The following is a 15,746-nucleotide window of genomic DNA, read 5'->3' as shown; positions in this document are numbered from 1 at the left end:
TGTAATCGCCTACACAAGCAAGGGGGAGCAGCATGCGTTCTTATTTTTCCATCAAGCAGGCGTTTGGCAATTTGCGAATCAAGCATAAGGTATTTGCCTTGATCTCCCTGATTATGACGTTTTGTTTTCTGATTACTTATTATGCGCTGCAGTACGTTTATTCGATCTATGACGGGCAGCTGTACGCCAAATCCTCGCAGGTGCTGAATCTGTCGTCCAACGGCATAGAGGAGGAGCTGAGGCGCATTGAGCGGCTGTCCTTCAGCCTGGCAACGGATGCAGAGATTCAAGGCTACTTGCAGGCGATTACGCCCGACAAGTCCAATTATGAGCTGCTGCGCATCCGATCCGATCTGAATGACCGACTTGTGCAATATGCGGGTTATGAGAAAAACATTTACGCGATCGAAATTATCGACAATGTCGGCCATGCGACCCGAGCCGGGACGAGCCGTCCGGTTTCGGAGGAGGAAACCCGGCGGCTGATGCTGTCAACGGAGCAGGCGAACGGAGACAACACCTGGAACTACCCGCTGACGAAGGAGGATACGCTCATTGCGGCCAGACAAATCCGTTCCTTCCGCAATCTGGAGCTGAGCCAGCTGGGCACACTTGTGATTCGCGTACGGTTCGACCGGATCGTCGATGAGGTGCTGACAGGAACCGAGCTGCGCAACGGTGAAATTATGATTTCGGCGGGGGATACGCTGATTTATCCGCTGGATCGTTTGCCAATGACGCCGGGTCTGGAGCAGCAGGTCGCAAGCACGGACAGCTATTTGATCAAGGAGATGAATGGCGAGTCGTATTTTTATACGCATGTGGCGTCGCCGTATACCGGCTGGACGTATACAAGCCTGATCCCCTTCGAGCATATTTTTCGGCAAATTACGTGGATGAAAAGTGCGCTGCTGGTTGTGTTCATCGGCTGCCTGCTGGTGGTGATGGTGATCGCCATCAGCTTCGCACGTTCGATTACCCGGCCCATCGAGTCGTTGATCGGACGAATGAAGCTGGTCCAACTGGGCAACTTCAAGCAAATCGAAACGGACAGCGCCGAAGCGGGCCGCGCGCATCCGATGGATGAGGTCGGTCATCTGAACCGCTCGTTCCGGATTATGGTGCAGAAAATCAATGAGCTGATTACGGAAAATTATGCGAAGCAGCTGACGATTAAGGAGACGCAGTTTAAGGCGCTGCAGGCGCAGATCAACCCGCACTTCATGTACAATACGCTGGAGTCGATCAACTGGCTGGCCAAAATCAACAAGCAGCCGACGATTTCACGGATGGTGGAGTCGCTGGGCTTTCTGCTGCGCAGCTCGATCAGCATGAAGGATACGTTGATTCCACTGCGGGAGGAGCTGGAAATTGTGCGCCACTACGTGACGATTCAAAAATACCGGTTCGAGGAGCGGCTGGATTTCCTGCTGGATGTGCCGGACGAGCTGCAGGATTGCTGCATTCCGAAGCTGTCGCTGCAGCCGCTCATTGAAAATGCGATCAACTACGGGCTTGAGCCCAAAATCGAGCCTTGCCGGCTGCGTCTGACGGCCCGCCAGGAGCAGGACGGCCTAGTGCTGACCGTAGAGGATGACGGTCCGGGCATGGACGCCGAGCTGCTGGAGAAGGTCAGGCGGGGCGAGATGCGCCGCGGCAGCGGAATCGGCTTGCGAAATATTGAGGAGCGGATTGTGCTCTCCTTCGGCGAGTCCTACGGCTTGACGCTGGACAGCGAGCCGGGGGCTGGGACGATCGTGACGGTGCGATTACCATACGAGAGAGGGTGTTCCCATGTATAAGGTGCTGCTGGTTGATGATGAACGAATTATTTTGGAGGGAATATCTGCTGTCGTGGACTGGGGCTCGGCAGGTACGGAGCTGGTTGGAATGGCGCGCAACGGACTGGAGGCGCTGGAGCTGATCGAGGAGCACCGGCCGGATATCGTCATTAGCGACATTCGGATGCCGGCGATGGACGGCTTGCAGCTTGCGGCCAAGGTCAATGCGTTATACCCGCAAATAAAGCTGATTTTGCTGTCCGGCTTCCATGAGTTCGAGTATGCCCGCACCGCGATGCAATACGGCGTCAAGCATTACCTGCTGAAGCCGTGCAATGAAAACAAAATTGTCGAAGCGCTGCTTGAGGTTTCGGACGAGCTGCGGCAATCTGCTGAGCGCGAGGATTTTGTGAGCCAGATGCGGGAGGGCTTGGCCAAGGTGCTGCCGCACGTCAAGGAGCAGTTTTTGAAGGAGTTTGTGACGAATAAAACGTATGGAGCCCGCGACTGGGCCTATTACAGCAAGTTGTTCGAGCTTGATGCCGCGACAAGCCGGATTCGGCTTATTTTATTTCAGCTGGAGGGCGTGTTTGAATTCGAGCACCTGTTTGCGGTGAAAAATATCGCCGGCGATATTTTGACCAAGACGCTGCTCAGCTCAACAATCGGCGATCATGTCATCATTGCGGTGGAGGATGTACTCCCTGTGCAGGACCTGCATGAGCGCATGAACCGGATTCGCGAAACCTTTCTCGGCTATTACAAAATTGACTTGACGATTGCGCTTAGCGAGGCGGGCGAGATGACGGCCGCGCGGCAGCTGTATAAGGAAACGCTGGAATGCTTGCAGCACCGCTTCTACCTAGGAGAAGGCAGCTTGATTACAAAGCGCGATCTTGCGGAAGCCGATGCCGGCGCCGGCCGCGACTTTGTGTACGATGAGGAGCCGCTGCTGCTGCTGGTCAAATCGGGCCGATGGGAGGACGCCCGTCTGGAGATCGAACAGTTTTTCGCCAAGGCGATGGAGCAGCGCGCTGAAATTCATGTGATCAAGTCGTACGTGATCCAGCTGTTTATGGCGATGAACCGGGATGCGGATGCCGAACGCGTGCATGCCAATATGGGCAAGCTGGTGCAGCTTGCTGCGATGGATACGCTGCCGATGATGCAAAGCTTTCTGCAGGAGGAGGCGCATGCGATTGCGATCCGGCAGTATGAGCAAACGAAAAGCAAGCATTCCGCGATCGTGCAGAAGGTGATCAACATCGTCGGGGACCAGCTTGCGAACCCCGAGCTGTCGTTGAACTGGGTCGCCCATGAAATGTTATACATGAATGCCGACTATTTGGGCAAACTGTTCAAGAAGGAGACGGATGAGAAATTTTCCAACTTCGTCATGAAGGCGCGGATCAAGAAAGCAACGGAGCTGCTGGACCAGCGGTCGGATATGAAGATTTTCGAGCTGGCGGAGCAGCTAGGCTTCGGCGACAATCCGCAATATTTCAGCCAGGTGTTCAAAAAAGTTGTCGGCTGTACGCCTTCCGAGTACACAAAGTCTTGATTCGCAACGTTCCACATGAGGCAGTGAACGATTTAGCACTGAAAATTGAACAAACAGGACGGATAATTGGATTAAAATCAGTCGCAAAATCGGTGATAATGATCATGTAAGCGTTAACGAAAAGCTCAGTGTTAGAAAAGGGGAGGAACTAAATATGAAGAAAGCGTTATCAGTGATTATGTCTTTGTCTTTCCTGTTTACAGCAGCCGCTTGCGGCGGCGGCGGGGCAGCGAAGCCGGAAGGCACAACGCCTGCGGCAGGCTCCCAGACGCCAGCTGCAACGAAGCCGGGTGAGCCGGTCAAGCTGCGGATCGCCTGGTGGGGCGGACAGGCTCGTCATGACTATACGTTGAAGGTTATCGAGCTATATCAGAAAGCGAACCCGAATGTCAAGATCGAATCGGAATATGCAACATTCGACGATTACTGGAAGAAGCTTGCTCCGCAAGCGGCCGGCAATCAGCTTCCTGATCTTATTCAGATGGATATTTCTTACTTGACCCAATACGGCGGCCGCAATCAGCTTGCTGACCTGACGCCATTCACGAAAAGCGGCGTATTAAACGTTGCTGATGTAAGCCCATCCGCCTTGTCGGGCGGCAAGCTGGGCGACAAATTGCTTGCGATGAATTTGGGCGTCAACGCCCTGCAGTCCACGATGGACTTTGAGATGCTCAAGAAAGCGGGTATTACGCCTCCGGCCAAAGACTGGACGTGGGATGATATGGATGCGCTGGCGGCAAAAGCGAAAGCGGCCGGTAAAATTATGGGCGGTCTCCGTCATGATGTGTTCTTCCCTTACTTCCTCCGGACGCAAGGCCAGAAGATGTACGCGGCCGACGGCGCATCGCTGGCGTACACGGATGACAAGCCGTTCATCGACTACTTCAAGCGTTACCAGAAGTGGTATGATGCTGGCTACCTGCTCACGCTCGATAAGGAAGCGCAGAAGAAGGGGACGCCGGAAGATGACGAAATGGTTCCAGGCAACTCGATTTCTTCGACAGGCTGGTCCAACCAGTTCCTCGGTTTGGCGAATGCAACCAAGCGCGACCTGGAACTGCAGCCGCTGCCTGGTCCGAACCAGAAGGCAGGTCTGTTCCTGAAGCCAAGTATGTACTGGGCAGTAACAAGCGGCTCCAAGCAGCAAGAGGAAGCGGCGAAATTCATCAACTTCTGGATTAACGACATTGAAGCGAACAAAATTATCAAGGGCGAGCGCGGCGTACCGGTTTCGTCCAAGGTGAAGGATGCGCTGAAGCCTTTGTTGACGCCAAACGAAGTCAAGGTGTTTGATTATGTCACTTGGGCTGAGCAAAACAGCAGCGACATGGACCCTCCTAACCCGATCGGCTCCATTGAAGTTGAGAAGCTGTTGAAGGATACGAGCGAGCAAATTATGTACAAGAAAATTTCAGTCGAGGATGCCGCTGTGAAATTCCGTAAGGAAGCGAACGCGATTCTTGCGAAAAACAAAAAATAATCCCGTTGCCGGGATGACGAGCCGGGGCCGCTTTTGGCCCCGGTTTTTGTGTGCAATCCGGGCATGATTCCCCTCCCTTGATTGTCTGCTTTTTGAACAAAATGGACGGTTTTTTTTCTTCTGTATTGCGCTTACATCCGGCATAATAAAGCTATACCAAACAGGCATAGGGGTTGAACCATATGAAGCTAAGATTAAGGGACAACGATCACTTGACCGGATACGTATTTACCGCTCCGTTCGTGCTAGGCTTTCTCATCTTTACGTTGTATCCGATGCTTTCTTCCTTTTACTACTCGTTTACAGATTACAATATGATGGAGACGCCGCGCTGGATCGGACTGGACAACTACAACAAGCTGTTGTTTGAAGACGATAAAATTATGAAGTCGCTGCAAGTTACCTTCACGTACGTATTCGGCAGCGTGCCGCTGCGGCTTGCTTTCGCGCTGATCGTAGCTATGCTGCTGAACAAGGCGATCAAGGGCATCGGCGCTTACCGCTCGGCGTATTACTTGCCGTCGCTGATCGGCGGAAGTGTAGCCGTATCCATCATGTGGCAGCAAATTTTCGGCGACAAAGGGCTGCTGAACGCATTTCTCGGCTCCGTCGGTATCGAAGCGACCCGCTCCTGGATCGGCAGCCCGGACACGGCGCTGTGGACGTTGGTCGCATTGTCCGTATGGCAGTTCGGTTCCTCAATGCTGATCTTCCTGGCAGGTCTGAAAAACATTCCGGCCTCGTATTATGAAGCGGCCAGCGTCGACGGCGCAAACGGCGTCCGCCAGTTTTTCAAAATTACGCTTCCGCTGCTCAGCCCGATTATTTTCTTCAACCTGATCATGCAGCTGATTTCCGCATTTATGACGTTTACACCAGCTTACATCATCTCCCGCGGCGAGGGCGGACCGCTGGATAATACGCTGCTTTATTCCTTGTATTTGTACCGTCAGGCCTTCTCGTTCTTCGATATGGGCTACGCCTCGGCGATGGCCTGGACGATGCTGGTGCTGATCGGCATTATTACCCTGGTCATTTTCAAAACATCGACACTCTGGGTCCATTACGAATCGAAAGGGGAGAAATAAGATGGCTATGCAGCAAGCTGCCAAACCAACGGTTCAAGTCCGCTCGTCCGTCCGTTCAAAACACATGTTTAAAAGCGTTGCTTACCATCTGCTTGTCGGCGGCCTTGCCCTGATCATGCTGTATCCGATCCTGTGGCTGGTTGCCAGCTCCCTGAAGCCTAATGACGAAATTTTCACGACAGCGAACAGCCTGATTCCAAGCCGTCTCGAATTTAACAACTACGTCACCGGCTGGAAGGGCTTTGCCGGAACGACCTTTGCAACCTTCTTTAAAAATTCGATGTTTATTTCGATCGTCTCCACCATCGGGGCGGTTGCTTCCTCCGCGCTTGTCGGCTATGGCTTTGCACGGATTTCCTTCTTCGGCAAAGCGTTCTGGTTCGGCTGCATGATGGTGACGATGATGCTGCCGCATGACGTGACGATGATTTCCCAATACGTCATGTTTGCCAAGCTTGGCTGGCTCGGATCGTTCAAGCCGGTGCTTGTCCCGCAATTTTTCGCTACACCGTTTTTCGTCTTCCTGATTATTCAGTTTATCCGCACGATTCCGCAGGAGATGGATGAGGCGGCCAAAATGGACGGCTGCAGCAGATACGGTATTTTCTTCCGGATTATGCTTCCATTGATCGTACCGGCTTTGATTACATCGACGATTTTCTCCTTCTATTGGCGCTGGGATGACTTTATTAACCCGCTGCTGTACTTGAATCGTCCGGAGCTTTACCCGATGTCTCTCGCACTCAAGCTGTTTCTGGATGCGGAGTCCTTGAATAACTGGGGCGGCATGTTTGCGATGTCCACCGTCTCGCTGCTGCCGATTGTCATTGTGTTCTTCATTTTCCAAAAATATATTGTGGAAGGCATCAGCACAAGCGGCCTCAAGGGATAACCCTTGAGCCGTTGCCAGCTGAGCATCAGGTGAGAGGGGAAACTACAGCTATGCCGGCATTAGCTTATGATCCGAATGAAATTCGTGAGCAGATTGATCGCGTCGTTCGCCGTACCTTTAATATGGATTTCAGCTGGGACTGGCCGGGCGGCGTCGCATTTTATGGGGTAACCGAAGCTTATGAAGCGACAGGCAATGAAGCCTACATCGACCTGCTCAAAGCATGGGTGGACGAACAACTGGAGGATGGCTTGCCCAAGCTGTCCGTCAATGCCGTTTCGATCGGACATTCGCTGTTGACACTGTACCAGGTGACAGGGGAGAATAAGTATATCGACATCGCCACCGAAATGGCCGACTTTTTAAAGCATGATGCGGAACGGTTCGCCGACGGTATTTTCCAGCACACGGTCAATTCGGAGGCCTACAATTTTCCCGAGCAGGCGTGGGTTGATACGATGTTTATGGCCGGCTATTTTCTGGTTCGGATCGGGGCGTTGTTGAAGCGCGACGATTATCTGGAAGACGGGATCAAGCAATATCACGGGCATGAGCAATTTTTACAGGACCCGGTTACAAATTTGTATTACCACGGATGGGATCATCGGGCGCAAAACCATATGTCGGGCATCTTCTGGGCGCGCGGCAATTCCTGGGCAGCCATTACGATGGCGCGGGCACTTCAGCTGGTTCACGTCACACACCCGTCATTTATGATCATCGAAGGCTCGCTGCGCGATCAATTGGCTGCGCTTGTCCGTTTGCAAGGACAGGACGGGCTGTGGCATACGATTGTCAACGATCCGACCGCTTATACGGAAACATCAGGCTCTGCCGGTATTGCCGCTGCGCTGCTCAGCACGGGGACGATGTACAATAAGTTTGTAAATAAAGCGATACCTGCTTTCCTGTCGCGGATTACGGCGGACGGAACGATTACCGGCGTGTCGGCGGGCACGGCCGTGATGCGTGATGCAGAAGGCTACAAGGGAGTTCCATACAAACGGATTCAGGGCTGGGGCCAAGGTTTGGGGCTGGTCTTCCTGTCGTCGCTGCTGAAAAAGCGGGATTGGTAAGCAGACGCTAGGAGGATGTAAGGTGACAAGTGAGCAACGGTTTGATTTTGGCGTAAGCGAGCCGCAAGAGGGATATGTCAAGATCGGCGCGCAAACGTGGTATGACGAGCAGCAGGGATACGGCTTTGTGCCGGGCGGAAACGTGCAAATCGCAGCCAAAGACCGCGGAGAGCCGGACGTATTGCGCCGCGACTTCTGCATTCCGCTGGAAGCGACCTTCCGGGTGGACTTGCCGAAAGGCATCTACACCGTGCATGCGCTGTTCGGCGATGCCATTGTGCCAACGGAAACGACAATTAAAGCAGGCTGCGGCAGGCTCATGGTTCGTCGGCTGCGCACCGAAACCGGGCAATTTGTCAGACACAGCTTTTCGGCGTGGGTATTCGACGGCAAGCTGGAGCTGCACTTCTCCGGTCTGGCGCCCCGGATCAATGCGCTGGAGATCGTGTCTGCGCCGCAGGTACGGACCGTATTTCTGGCGGGAGATTCGACGGTGACGGATCAGTCGACGGAAGGTTATCCGTATGCAGGCTGGGGACAAATGCTCCCGTATTTGCTCAAGCATGATGCTGCGGTAGCGAACTTCGCGCGTTCGGGGCGCAGCTCGAAAAGCTTCATTGACGAAGGCCATCTGGACCGCATCTGGGCAGCGATTAAGCCGGATGACCTGCTGTTCATCCAATTCGGCCACAACGATCAGAAGCCGGATGAGAAGCGTCATACCGACCCTGCCACGACATACAAGACGTATTTGAAAGCGTACATCGACGGTGCGCGTGAAAGAGGCGCTACTCCGATCCTGGTTACCTCTGTCCAGCGGCGGTTTTTTGAGCCGGATGGCACGCTGACCGATACACATGGCGCTTATTTAACCGCGATGAAGGAGCTTGCCGAAGAGGAAAACGTATCGCTGGTGGATTTGGCCGCGAGCAGCAAGCGGCTGTTCGAGGAGCTGGGTCCGGAGGGAACAAAATCACTGCTGATGTGGGGCGCGCCGGGCGAATTTATGAATTTCCCTGGCGGGATCGAAGACAACACCCACTTCCAGGAGCGCGGCGCGATCCGGATTGCGGGGCTAGTCGTGGACGAGCTGCGTGAGCTGCGGCTCAAGCCGATGCTAATGCTGCTGCGTTAAGCTGCATGTGCTCAGTCACCGGCCAGAGGTCGCTGCAGGCGGGAGTTTCCGTCCTGACAGCGGCCTGCTTGCTTGTGGACGTATTGTCACATTTGCCAGAGAGGACTGATTGAGATGGGGAAGGACAACGTGAAGGAAGTGCCCGCGCGAAAACCATTGTTTTCAACGCTGCTGCACGGCGGCGACTATAATCCGGACCAATGGCTTGCATACCCGGAGGTGCTGGAGGAAGATATCCGGCTGATGAAGCTGGCCAAATGTAATGTGATGTCGGTTGGCATTTTTTCCTGGGTTTCGCTGGAGCCGGAGGAGGGCGTCTTTACGTTCGACTGGCTTGATCAGGTGCTGGAGCGGTTTGCAAGCCATGGCATTTATGCATTTCTCGCAACGCCAAGCGGCGCAAGACCGGCCTGGATGTCGGCCAAGTACCCGGAGGTGCTGCGGGTGGGGCCTAATCGCATGCGGAATTTGCACGGCTTCCGGCATAACCACTGCTATACGTCCCCGGTGTACCGTGAAAAGACGGCGATCATGAACCGCAAGCTGGCTGAGCGGTATGCCGACCATCCCGCGGTGATCGGCTGGCATATTTCCAATGAATACAATGGGGAATGTCATTGCGATTTGTGTCAGCAGCAGTTCCGCGAATGGCTGCAGGCGAAGTACGGCACGCTGGAGCGGCTGAATCACGCCTGGTGGACGGGCTTCTGGAGCCATACGTTCACCGATTGGTCGCAGCTGGAGTCGCCTGCCCCGCACGGCGAGACGTTTGTCCATGGCTGTACGCTTGATTGGAAGCGGTTTGTAACGGACCGGACCGTCGATTTTTGCCGTCATGAGGTTGCAGCGCTGCGTACCGTTAGGCACCGGCTGCCGGTGACGACGAATTTGATGGATTTGCCGTATGCGGATCTGAATTACTGGAAATTCGCCGACGTGCTGGATATCGTCTCCTGGGACAGCTATCCGACCTGGCATGATTCCGAGGATAACAGCCTGCAGGCTGCCCGGATCGGCATGGTGCATGATATTATGCGTTCGATCAAACGCCAGCCGTTTTTGCTGATGGAAAGCACGCCAAGCTTGACTAACTGGCAGCCGATCAGCAAAGGGAAACGTCCGGGCATGCATCTGCTCGCTTCGCTGCAAGCGGTTGCGCATGGCTCGGATTCGGTGCAATATTTTCAATGGCGCAAGAGCCGCGGCTCCAGCGAAAAGTTTCATGGTGCGGTGGTCGATCATGCCGGGCATGAGCATACGCGGGTATTCGGCGAGGTGGCCGAGGTTGGAGACGCGCTGGAGCGGCTGTCGGCGGTAGCCGGGTCACACGTCGCTGCCGAGGTCGCGGTTATTTTCGACTGGGAAAATCGTTGGGCGGTCAGCGATGCGCAAGGACCGCGCAACAAAGGCTTGAAGTATGAAGAAACCGTGCTGTCGTATTACCGGCCGTTCTGGGAACGCGGCATTGCGGTTGATGTCATCGACATGGAGCAGGATTTCTCCCGCTACAAGCTGCTGGTCGCGCCGATGCTGTACATGGTCCGCCCCGGCGTGGCGGAGCGGCTTGATGCATTCGTCCGGGCGGGCGGCACGCTGGTCGCGACGTATTGGTCAGGCATCGTGGATGAAAATGACCTGTGCTTCCTCGGCGGCTTCCCGGGTCCGTTGCGCTCAACGCTTGGCGTCTGGGCCGAGGAAATCGAAGGGCTGCATGATCATGATGCAAACGCCTTAAAGCTGTCCGACGGCAATGAGCTTGGATTGCAGGGCGAATTCGACGTGCATGAGCTGTGCGAGGTCATTCATCTGGAAGGCGCGACGGCGCTCGCTGTATACGGACAGGACTACTACGCAGGCCGTCCGGCGCTGACGGTCAACCAGGTGGGAGCCGGGCGAGCTTATTACGTCGCCTGCCGGACGAAGCAGCCGTTTCAGGATGCGCTGCTTGGCGCGCTGGCCGAGGCGGCGGGGGTAGGACGCGCGCTGCCGAACGAGCTGCCGCAGGGCGTCACGGCGCAGGTCCGCTCGGACGGCGCGAACGATTATGTATTTGTGCTCAATTTCGCAGCGGCTGAGCGGACGGTCAAGCTGGACGGCCGCGAATATGCGGACGTGCTCAGCGGCGAGCAAGCCGAAGCCGAGCTGCAGCTTGCTCCGTACGGATTGCGCGTGCTGCGCCGCGCGGCAGCGCAGGGATAAGCTGAAGCAAGGAAGCGAGAAGCCTGGTCATCCGGTTAACGGATGCGCCAGGCTTTTTGCTGCAAGCCGCCCGCTTCTGCAACATCGCTAAGGGTCAGGGCATCCGCAGCTTAGTTCTTGACTGCCAGGTCAAAAACTGTTAGGATGCTTGTATGAGCAGACCAAGAGAATTTGATGCCGGTCAGGTGCTTCACCAGTGCATGGAAGTATTTCGGGAAAAGGGGTTCAAATCAACCTCCTTCGATGACCTGACCCGCACGACACAAGTAAAAAAACAAAGCTTATACGGTGTGTTCGAGGACAAGCGCGCGTTGTTTTTGAAAGCATTGGCGCTGTACCGCGAACAAACGATCTCCGTCCTGGACGAGCTGGCTTCCAGTGGAGGCTCGCCGCTGCAGACGTTGGAGGCGATTTGTGATGCGCTGCTGGGCAGAGGCCACGAGGAGCTGTGCAAGGGCTGCCTGATGATCAATTCCGTGCTTGAATTCGGCAATACCGATGAGCAGGTAGCGCGTGAGGTGGAGCTGACGTTTGCCCAGATTGAGCGGATCATGGAGCAGGTCGTTTCGCGCGGTCAGGAACAGCAGCTGATCACGAACCGGCACGGCTCCAGGGAGCTCGCCGCTCATCTGACCAATGCCATACGCGGTGCAACCGTGATGGGCAAATCAGGCGTACCGCAGGAGCAAATTCGAGCGGTTTTGCAGACCTCCTTTGCGCTGATTGTTCCCTGATTTTGTGTTTTTTCAATCCCACTCTACTTTGGAGGTATTTATGACAACTCAACAAGCAGTTCAATCCTTGTTTCAACCTTTTGAATCCGGCAAGCTGACCTTGTCCAACCGGATCGTGATGGCGCCGATGACGCGAACCTTTTCGCCCGATGGCGTACCAGGACCGGATGTGGCCGCCTATTACCGGCGCAGGGCGGAGCATGGCGTCGGTCTGATCGTGACCGAAGGCACAGTGATCAACCACGCGGAAGCGTCGAATCAGGCCAACGTGCCCCATTTCTATGGAGAAGAGGCATTAAACGGCTGGGCCCGCGTTGTAGCTGAGGTGCATGCAGCTGGCGGGCGAATCATTCCACAAATCTGGCATATGGGCGCGCACGGCAATGTCAATCATTTTTCGGAGGCGGAAATTGCGCAGCTGATTGAAGCTTTTGCCCAGGCAGCCTCGGAAGCAAAGCGGCTTGGCTTTGACGGCATTGAGCTGCACGGCGCGCACGGTTATTTGATCGACCAGTTTTTCTGGGAGGAAACGAACGCGCGTACGGATCGTTACGGCGGTGACATGGTGGGGCGGACCCGCTTTGCGGTTGAAGTCATCGAAGCTTGCCGTCGCGCCGTCGGACCTGAATTTCCGATTGTACTGCGTTACTCGCAGTGGAAATCTTCGAAATATGATGCCAAGCTCGCAACGACGCCTGCCTTGCTGGAGCAGTTTCTGGCACCGCTCGTGGAAGCCGGCGTCGATATTTTCCACTGCTCGACTCGCCGTTTCTGGGAGCCTGAGTTTGACGGGTCTGAGCTGAACCTGGCGGGCTGGACGAAAAAGCTGACGGGTAAACCGACGATTACCGTTGGCTCGGTTGGTTTGGATGGCGACTTTATGCGCCTTTTTGCAGAAGGAGCGGGTGCCGCCAACGTGAACCTCGACGGGTTAGTCGAGCGGCTGGAGCGCGAAGAATTTGATCTCGTAGCTGTGGGCCGGGCTTTGCTGGTGGACCCGGCTTGGGCGGATAAGCTTCGCGATGGACGGACGGATGAGCTGATTCCTTTTTCGCCGGAGTCGCTGAAAACCTTGCATTAAGCCGCCGCTGGAGCTAGACCAATGAAGCCGCCAACTGGCCGTTTATAACATATCGAAGCAGGGAGCGCCTGAGAAGGCGCTTCTTTGCGTGTTGCCATTGCCGATTGATGACGTTATTTACTGGAACGGGATTAACTAGGGTGTGTCTTAAAACTCCGCAGGGAGCAGCTGTCGCTTGTGTAAACTAAGGCGTTGACTCTCACGTTACGTGAGGCTGTAAAGTGAAGTCGAAGGGGGAGTGAGACGCTTATGAAGGTTAAGGAGGTTGCGGAGCTGGCCGGAATCAGCGTGCGCACGCTGCATCATTACGATGAGATCGGACTGCTTGTTCCCGATGAAACGACGGAGTCCGGCTACCGGCTGTATTCGGAGGATAACCTGACGACGCTGCAGCAAATTTTATTTTACCGCGAGCTGGGATTTTCACTGAAGGAAATCGGGGACATTTTGCACAATCCGTCCTACAATCGGCTGGAGGCGCTGGAGCTGCACCGGAAGCTGCTGTTGGAACAGCGGCTGCGGCTTGATGAGATGATTGATACCGTGGAAAAAACGATTCAACATACGAAGGGAGAGATTGAGATGACAAATGAGGAAAAATTCAAAGGCTTCGACTTCAGCCGGAATCCGTATGAGGAGGAGGCGCGTCAACGTTGGGGGAATGACGCGGTCGACCGCTCACAGCAGAAGCTGGCCGCGATGTTGCGGCAGGAGCAGAAGGCATGGGGAGAAGCCATGAATACGATATTCCGCAAGCTGGCGGCGCTGCGCGAGCAGCCGGCGGCATCGGATGAAGTGCAGACGGCGATTGCCGAATGGTATACGTATTTGAACAAGCAGGGCAGCTATTCGCCGGAGGCGTTTCGCGGACTCGGCCAAATGTACGTGGACGATACGAGGTTTACAGCGAATATTGATCAATTTGGAGCAGGACTGTCCGTGTTTATGCGGGATGCGATGGCTGTGTTCGCCGACCGTCAAGCCCGTTAGCGCGATCAAGCGTGACAACGGAACGAACAGCGTGCAGCCTGCAGCGCAGCGCGAAAAAAGCCGGACGGCATCCTGTGCCGTCCGGCTTGGCCTCAACTATACAGGCGCTATGCCGTGCTATGGAGTTCTTGCATGCCGTCGGTTCACTCATTTGCTTTTACCGAGGGAACCTAGTGGCCCTGGCTTACACCTTGCCTTGCCTGGTTAGGCAAGGTCGGCCAGCTTCAGGCGAATAACGTTCCACGATGCTTTCGTCAGTGCCGCGTTTACTTTGGCGCCGTCTTCGACCGTTGCGTTGCCGCCAGTATGCGGCTGCACGTTGTACGGATTTTCACGGGTATTGGCGGCTTTCAGATCGTCATGCTCCATCACCACATGCTCAATCAACGACAGCGCTCCGAAGCTGCGCAGATCAATGTGAAGCTGCAGCGACTCCTCGAGATGGCGGTTCACCGCAAAAATCGTCACTTCATTCGCCGCTTCATTATGGACGGCTACGGATTCGAGGTACGGGACGTCGGTAATTTCGGTCGTATCGTATTTATCCGATTGAATCAACGGAATGAGCGCCTCGCCGCGTCCGTAGATCGAGGCATGCAAATACGGATAAAAGATCGTTTGCTTCCACGCTGCGCCGCCGTTTTCAGTCATGATTGGAGCGATGACGTTGACAAGCTGCGCCATGCAAGCCATTTTCACGCGATCGGCGTGCTTGAGCAGGCTGATCAGCATGCAGCCGACGAGCAGCGCGTCTTCATGATTGTACACGTCCTCCAGCTGCGGAGGGGCGATTTGCCATGGATCAAGCTTGCGGTCCGCCGCGTGGGAATGATACCAGACGTTCCATTCGTCAAAGGAAAGCTGGATTTTCTTTTTGCTGCGCGTTTTTGCTTTGATATAATCGCAGGTGCTGACCACCTTGCCGATGAAGTCGTCCATTTGCACGGAGCGGGCGAGGAAGGTCGGCGTATCGTTTTGCCCATTGCCGTAATATTGGTGAAGCGACAAGTAATCGACGCTGTCATACGTGTGCTCCAGCACGGTCGCTTCCCACTCGGCAAAGGTCGGCATATGCAGGTGCGAGCTGCCGCATACGACCAGCTCAATGCTCGGATCGACCTGCCGCATGGCGCAGGCGGTTTCGTTGGCTAGGCGGCCGTATTCATGCGCCGTTTTGTGGCCGATTTGCCAAGGGCCGTCCATTTCATTGCCCAGACACCAGGTCTTGATGCCGTGCGGCTGCTCATACCCGTGCTGACGGCGCAGGTCGCTCCAATACGTGCCGGACGGATGGTTGCTGTACTCCAAAATGTTGCGCGCTTCATCAATTCCCCGTGTGCCGAGATTAACGGCCATCATGACCTCGGAGTTCGCTTTCTTCGTCCAGTCGACAAATTCATTGAAGCCGAATTGATTGGTTTCCAGCACACGCCACGCCAGCTCCAGGCGGCTCGGGCGCTCGGACTTCGGTCCGACGCTGTCCTCCCAATTGTAACCGGATACGAAGTTGCCTCCCGGATAGCGGACAATCGGCACGCGCAGCTCCTTCACAAGCTCCAGCACGTCGCGGCGAAAGCCCTGCTCGTCAGCTTCCGGATGCTCAGGCTCATAGATGCCGCCGTAAACGGCGCGTCCAAGATGCTCGATAAACGAGCCGTAAATTCGTTCGTCAATGGCGCCAATATTGAAATCCTTGTCCACCGTCATTTTTGCTTGTACGGACATG

The 15,746-nt window shown here is 55.1% G+C and carries 12 protein-coding genes; 11 read left to right on the top strand and 1 reads right to left on the bottom strand.

Annotation, left to right across the window (positions count from 1 at the left end; all coding sequences use genetic code 11):
- The first annotated feature begins 32 nt into the window (after positions 1-32).
- The 11 genes from AC6ROY_RS18955 (at position 33) to AC6ROY_RS18905 (ending at position 14,020) form a co-directional block, all read left to right on the top strand.
- Positions 33-1,802, top strand: coding sequence for a cache domain-containing sensor histidine kinase (locus tag AC6ROY_RS18955; protein WP_500102159.1), 1,770 nt, complete (start codon positions 33-35; stop codon positions 1,800-1,802).
- Positions 1,795-3,342, top strand: coding sequence for a response regulator transcription factor (locus AC6ROY_RS18950; protein WP_500102158.1), 1,548 nt, complete (start codon positions 1,795-1,797; stop codon positions 3,340-3,342). The genes AC6ROY_RS18955 and AC6ROY_RS18950 overlap by 8 nt, the downstream gene beginning before the upstream one ends.
- 154 nt (positions 3,343-3,496) lie before the next feature.
- Entirely contained in the window at positions 3,497-4,825 is a 1,329-nt protein-coding gene (locus AC6ROY_RS18945) for an ABC transporter substrate-binding protein (RefSeq protein WP_500102157.1), read from the top strand.
- A gap of 182 nt (positions 4,826-5,007) precedes the next feature.
- Positions 5,008-5,913 carry a carbohydrate ABC transporter permease gene (locus AC6ROY_RS18940; RefSeq protein WP_500102156.1) on the top strand — a complete coding sequence of 302 codons (906 nt, stop codon included), beginning with the start codon at positions 5,008-5,010 and terminating at the stop codon, positions 5,911-5,913.
- A gap of 64 nt (positions 5,914-5,977) precedes the next feature.
- Positions 5,978-6,805 (top strand): carbohydrate ABC transporter permease, encoded by an 828-nt coding sequence (locus AC6ROY_RS18935; protein ID WP_500102173.1) that lies wholly within the window; start codon positions 5,978-5,980, stop codon positions 6,803-6,805.
- A 50-nt stretch (positions 6,806-6,855) separates the two neighbouring features.
- Positions 6,856-7,881, top strand: a complete 1,026-nt coding sequence (locus AC6ROY_RS18930; protein WP_500102155.1) for a glycoside hydrolase family 88/105 protein — start codon at positions 6,856-6,858, stop codon at positions 7,879-7,881.
- 22 nt (positions 7,882-7,903) lie between these two features.
- Positions 7,904-9,016, top strand: coding sequence for a rhamnogalacturonan acetylesterase (locus AC6ROY_RS18925; RefSeq protein WP_500102154.1), 1,113 nt, complete (start codon positions 7,904-7,906; stop codon positions 9,014-9,016).
- A 114-nt stretch (positions 9,017-9,130) separates the two neighbouring features.
- Complete coding sequence (locus AC6ROY_RS18920) at positions 9,131-11,215, top strand: beta-galactosidase (protein WP_500102153.1); 2,085 nt, start codon at positions 9,131-9,133, stop codon at positions 11,213-11,215.
- 152 nt (positions 11,216-11,367) lie between these two features.
- On the top strand, positions 11,368-11,949 hold the full coding sequence (locus AC6ROY_RS18915; protein WP_500102152.1) for a TetR/AcrR family transcriptional regulator: 582 nt from the start codon (positions 11,368-11,370) through the stop codon (positions 11,947-11,949).
- 40 nt (positions 11,950-11,989) lie between these two features.
- Positions 11,990-13,030 carry an NADH:flavin oxidoreductase gene (locus AC6ROY_RS18910; RefSeq protein WP_500102151.1) on the top strand — a complete coding sequence of 347 codons (1,041 nt, stop codon included), beginning with the start codon at positions 11,990-11,992 and terminating at the stop codon, positions 13,028-13,030.
- Between the two features lie 249 nt (positions 13,031-13,279).
- Entirely contained in the window at positions 13,280-14,020 is a 741-nt protein-coding gene (locus tag AC6ROY_RS18905; protein ID WP_500102150.1) for a MerR family transcriptional regulator, read from the top strand.
- Positions 14,021-14,224: 204 nt separating this feature from the next.
- On the opposite strand, the gene arfA is transcribed toward AC6ROY_RS18905, so the two are convergent.
- Entirely contained in the window at positions 14,225-15,745 is a 1,521-nt protein-coding gene (arfA, locus tag AC6ROY_RS18900) for an arabinosylfuranosidase ArfA (protein ID WP_500102149.1), read from the bottom strand.
- Position 15,746 lies beyond the last annotated feature (1 nt).

The organism is Paenibacillus sp. sg306046 (assembly GCF_059821225.1).
Note: the sequence above shows the minus strand (reverse complement) of the source record. Positions and strands in the feature narration are given on the sequence as shown.

What these genes read in the sequence shown, in the direction of transcription:
- AC6ROY_RS18915 (WP_500102152.1), top strand. Translation starts at nt 11,368, where the DNA reads ATGAGCAGACCAAGAGAATTTGATGCCGGTCAGGTGCTTCACCAGTGC.
- AC6ROY_RS18955 (WP_500102159.1), top strand. Translation starts at nt 33, where the DNA reads ATGCGTTCTTATTTTTCCATCAAGCAGGCGTTTGGCAATTTGCGAATC.
- AC6ROY_RS18910 (WP_500102151.1), top strand. Translation starts at nt 11,990, where the DNA reads ATGACAACTCAACAAGCAGTTCAATCCTTGTTTCAACCTTTTGAATCC.
- AC6ROY_RS18950 (WP_500102158.1), top strand. Translation starts at nt 1,795, where the DNA reads ATGTATAAGGTGCTGCTGGTTGATGATGAACGAATTATTTTGGAGGGA.
- AC6ROY_RS18945 (WP_500102157.1), top strand. Translation starts at nt 3,497, where the DNA reads ATGAAGAAAGCGTTATCAGTGATTATGTCTTTGTCTTTCCTGTTTACA.
- AC6ROY_RS18930 (WP_500102155.1), top strand. Translation starts at nt 6,856, where the DNA reads ATGCCGGCATTAGCTTATGATCCGAATGAAATTCGTGAGCAGATTGAT.
- AC6ROY_RS18935 (WP_500102173.1), top strand. Translation starts at nt 5,978, where the DNA reads ATGTTTAAAAGCGTTGCTTACCATCTGCTTGTCGGCGGCCTTGCCCTG.
- AC6ROY_RS18920 (WP_500102153.1), top strand. Translation starts at nt 9,131, where the DNA reads ATGGGGAAGGACAACGTGAAGGAAGTGCCCGCGCGAAAACCATTGTTT.
- arfA (WP_500102149.1), bottom strand. Translation starts at nt 15,745, where the DNA reads ATGTCCGTACAAGCAAAAATGACGGTGGACAAGGATTTCAATATTGGC.
- AC6ROY_RS18905 (WP_500102150.1), top strand. Translation starts at nt 13,280, where the DNA reads ATGAAGGTTAAGGAGGTTGCGGAGCTGGCCGGAATCAGCGTGCGCACG.
- AC6ROY_RS18940 (WP_500102156.1), top strand. Translation starts at nt 5,008, where the DNA reads ATGAAGCTAAGATTAAGGGACAACGATCACTTGACCGGATACGTATTT.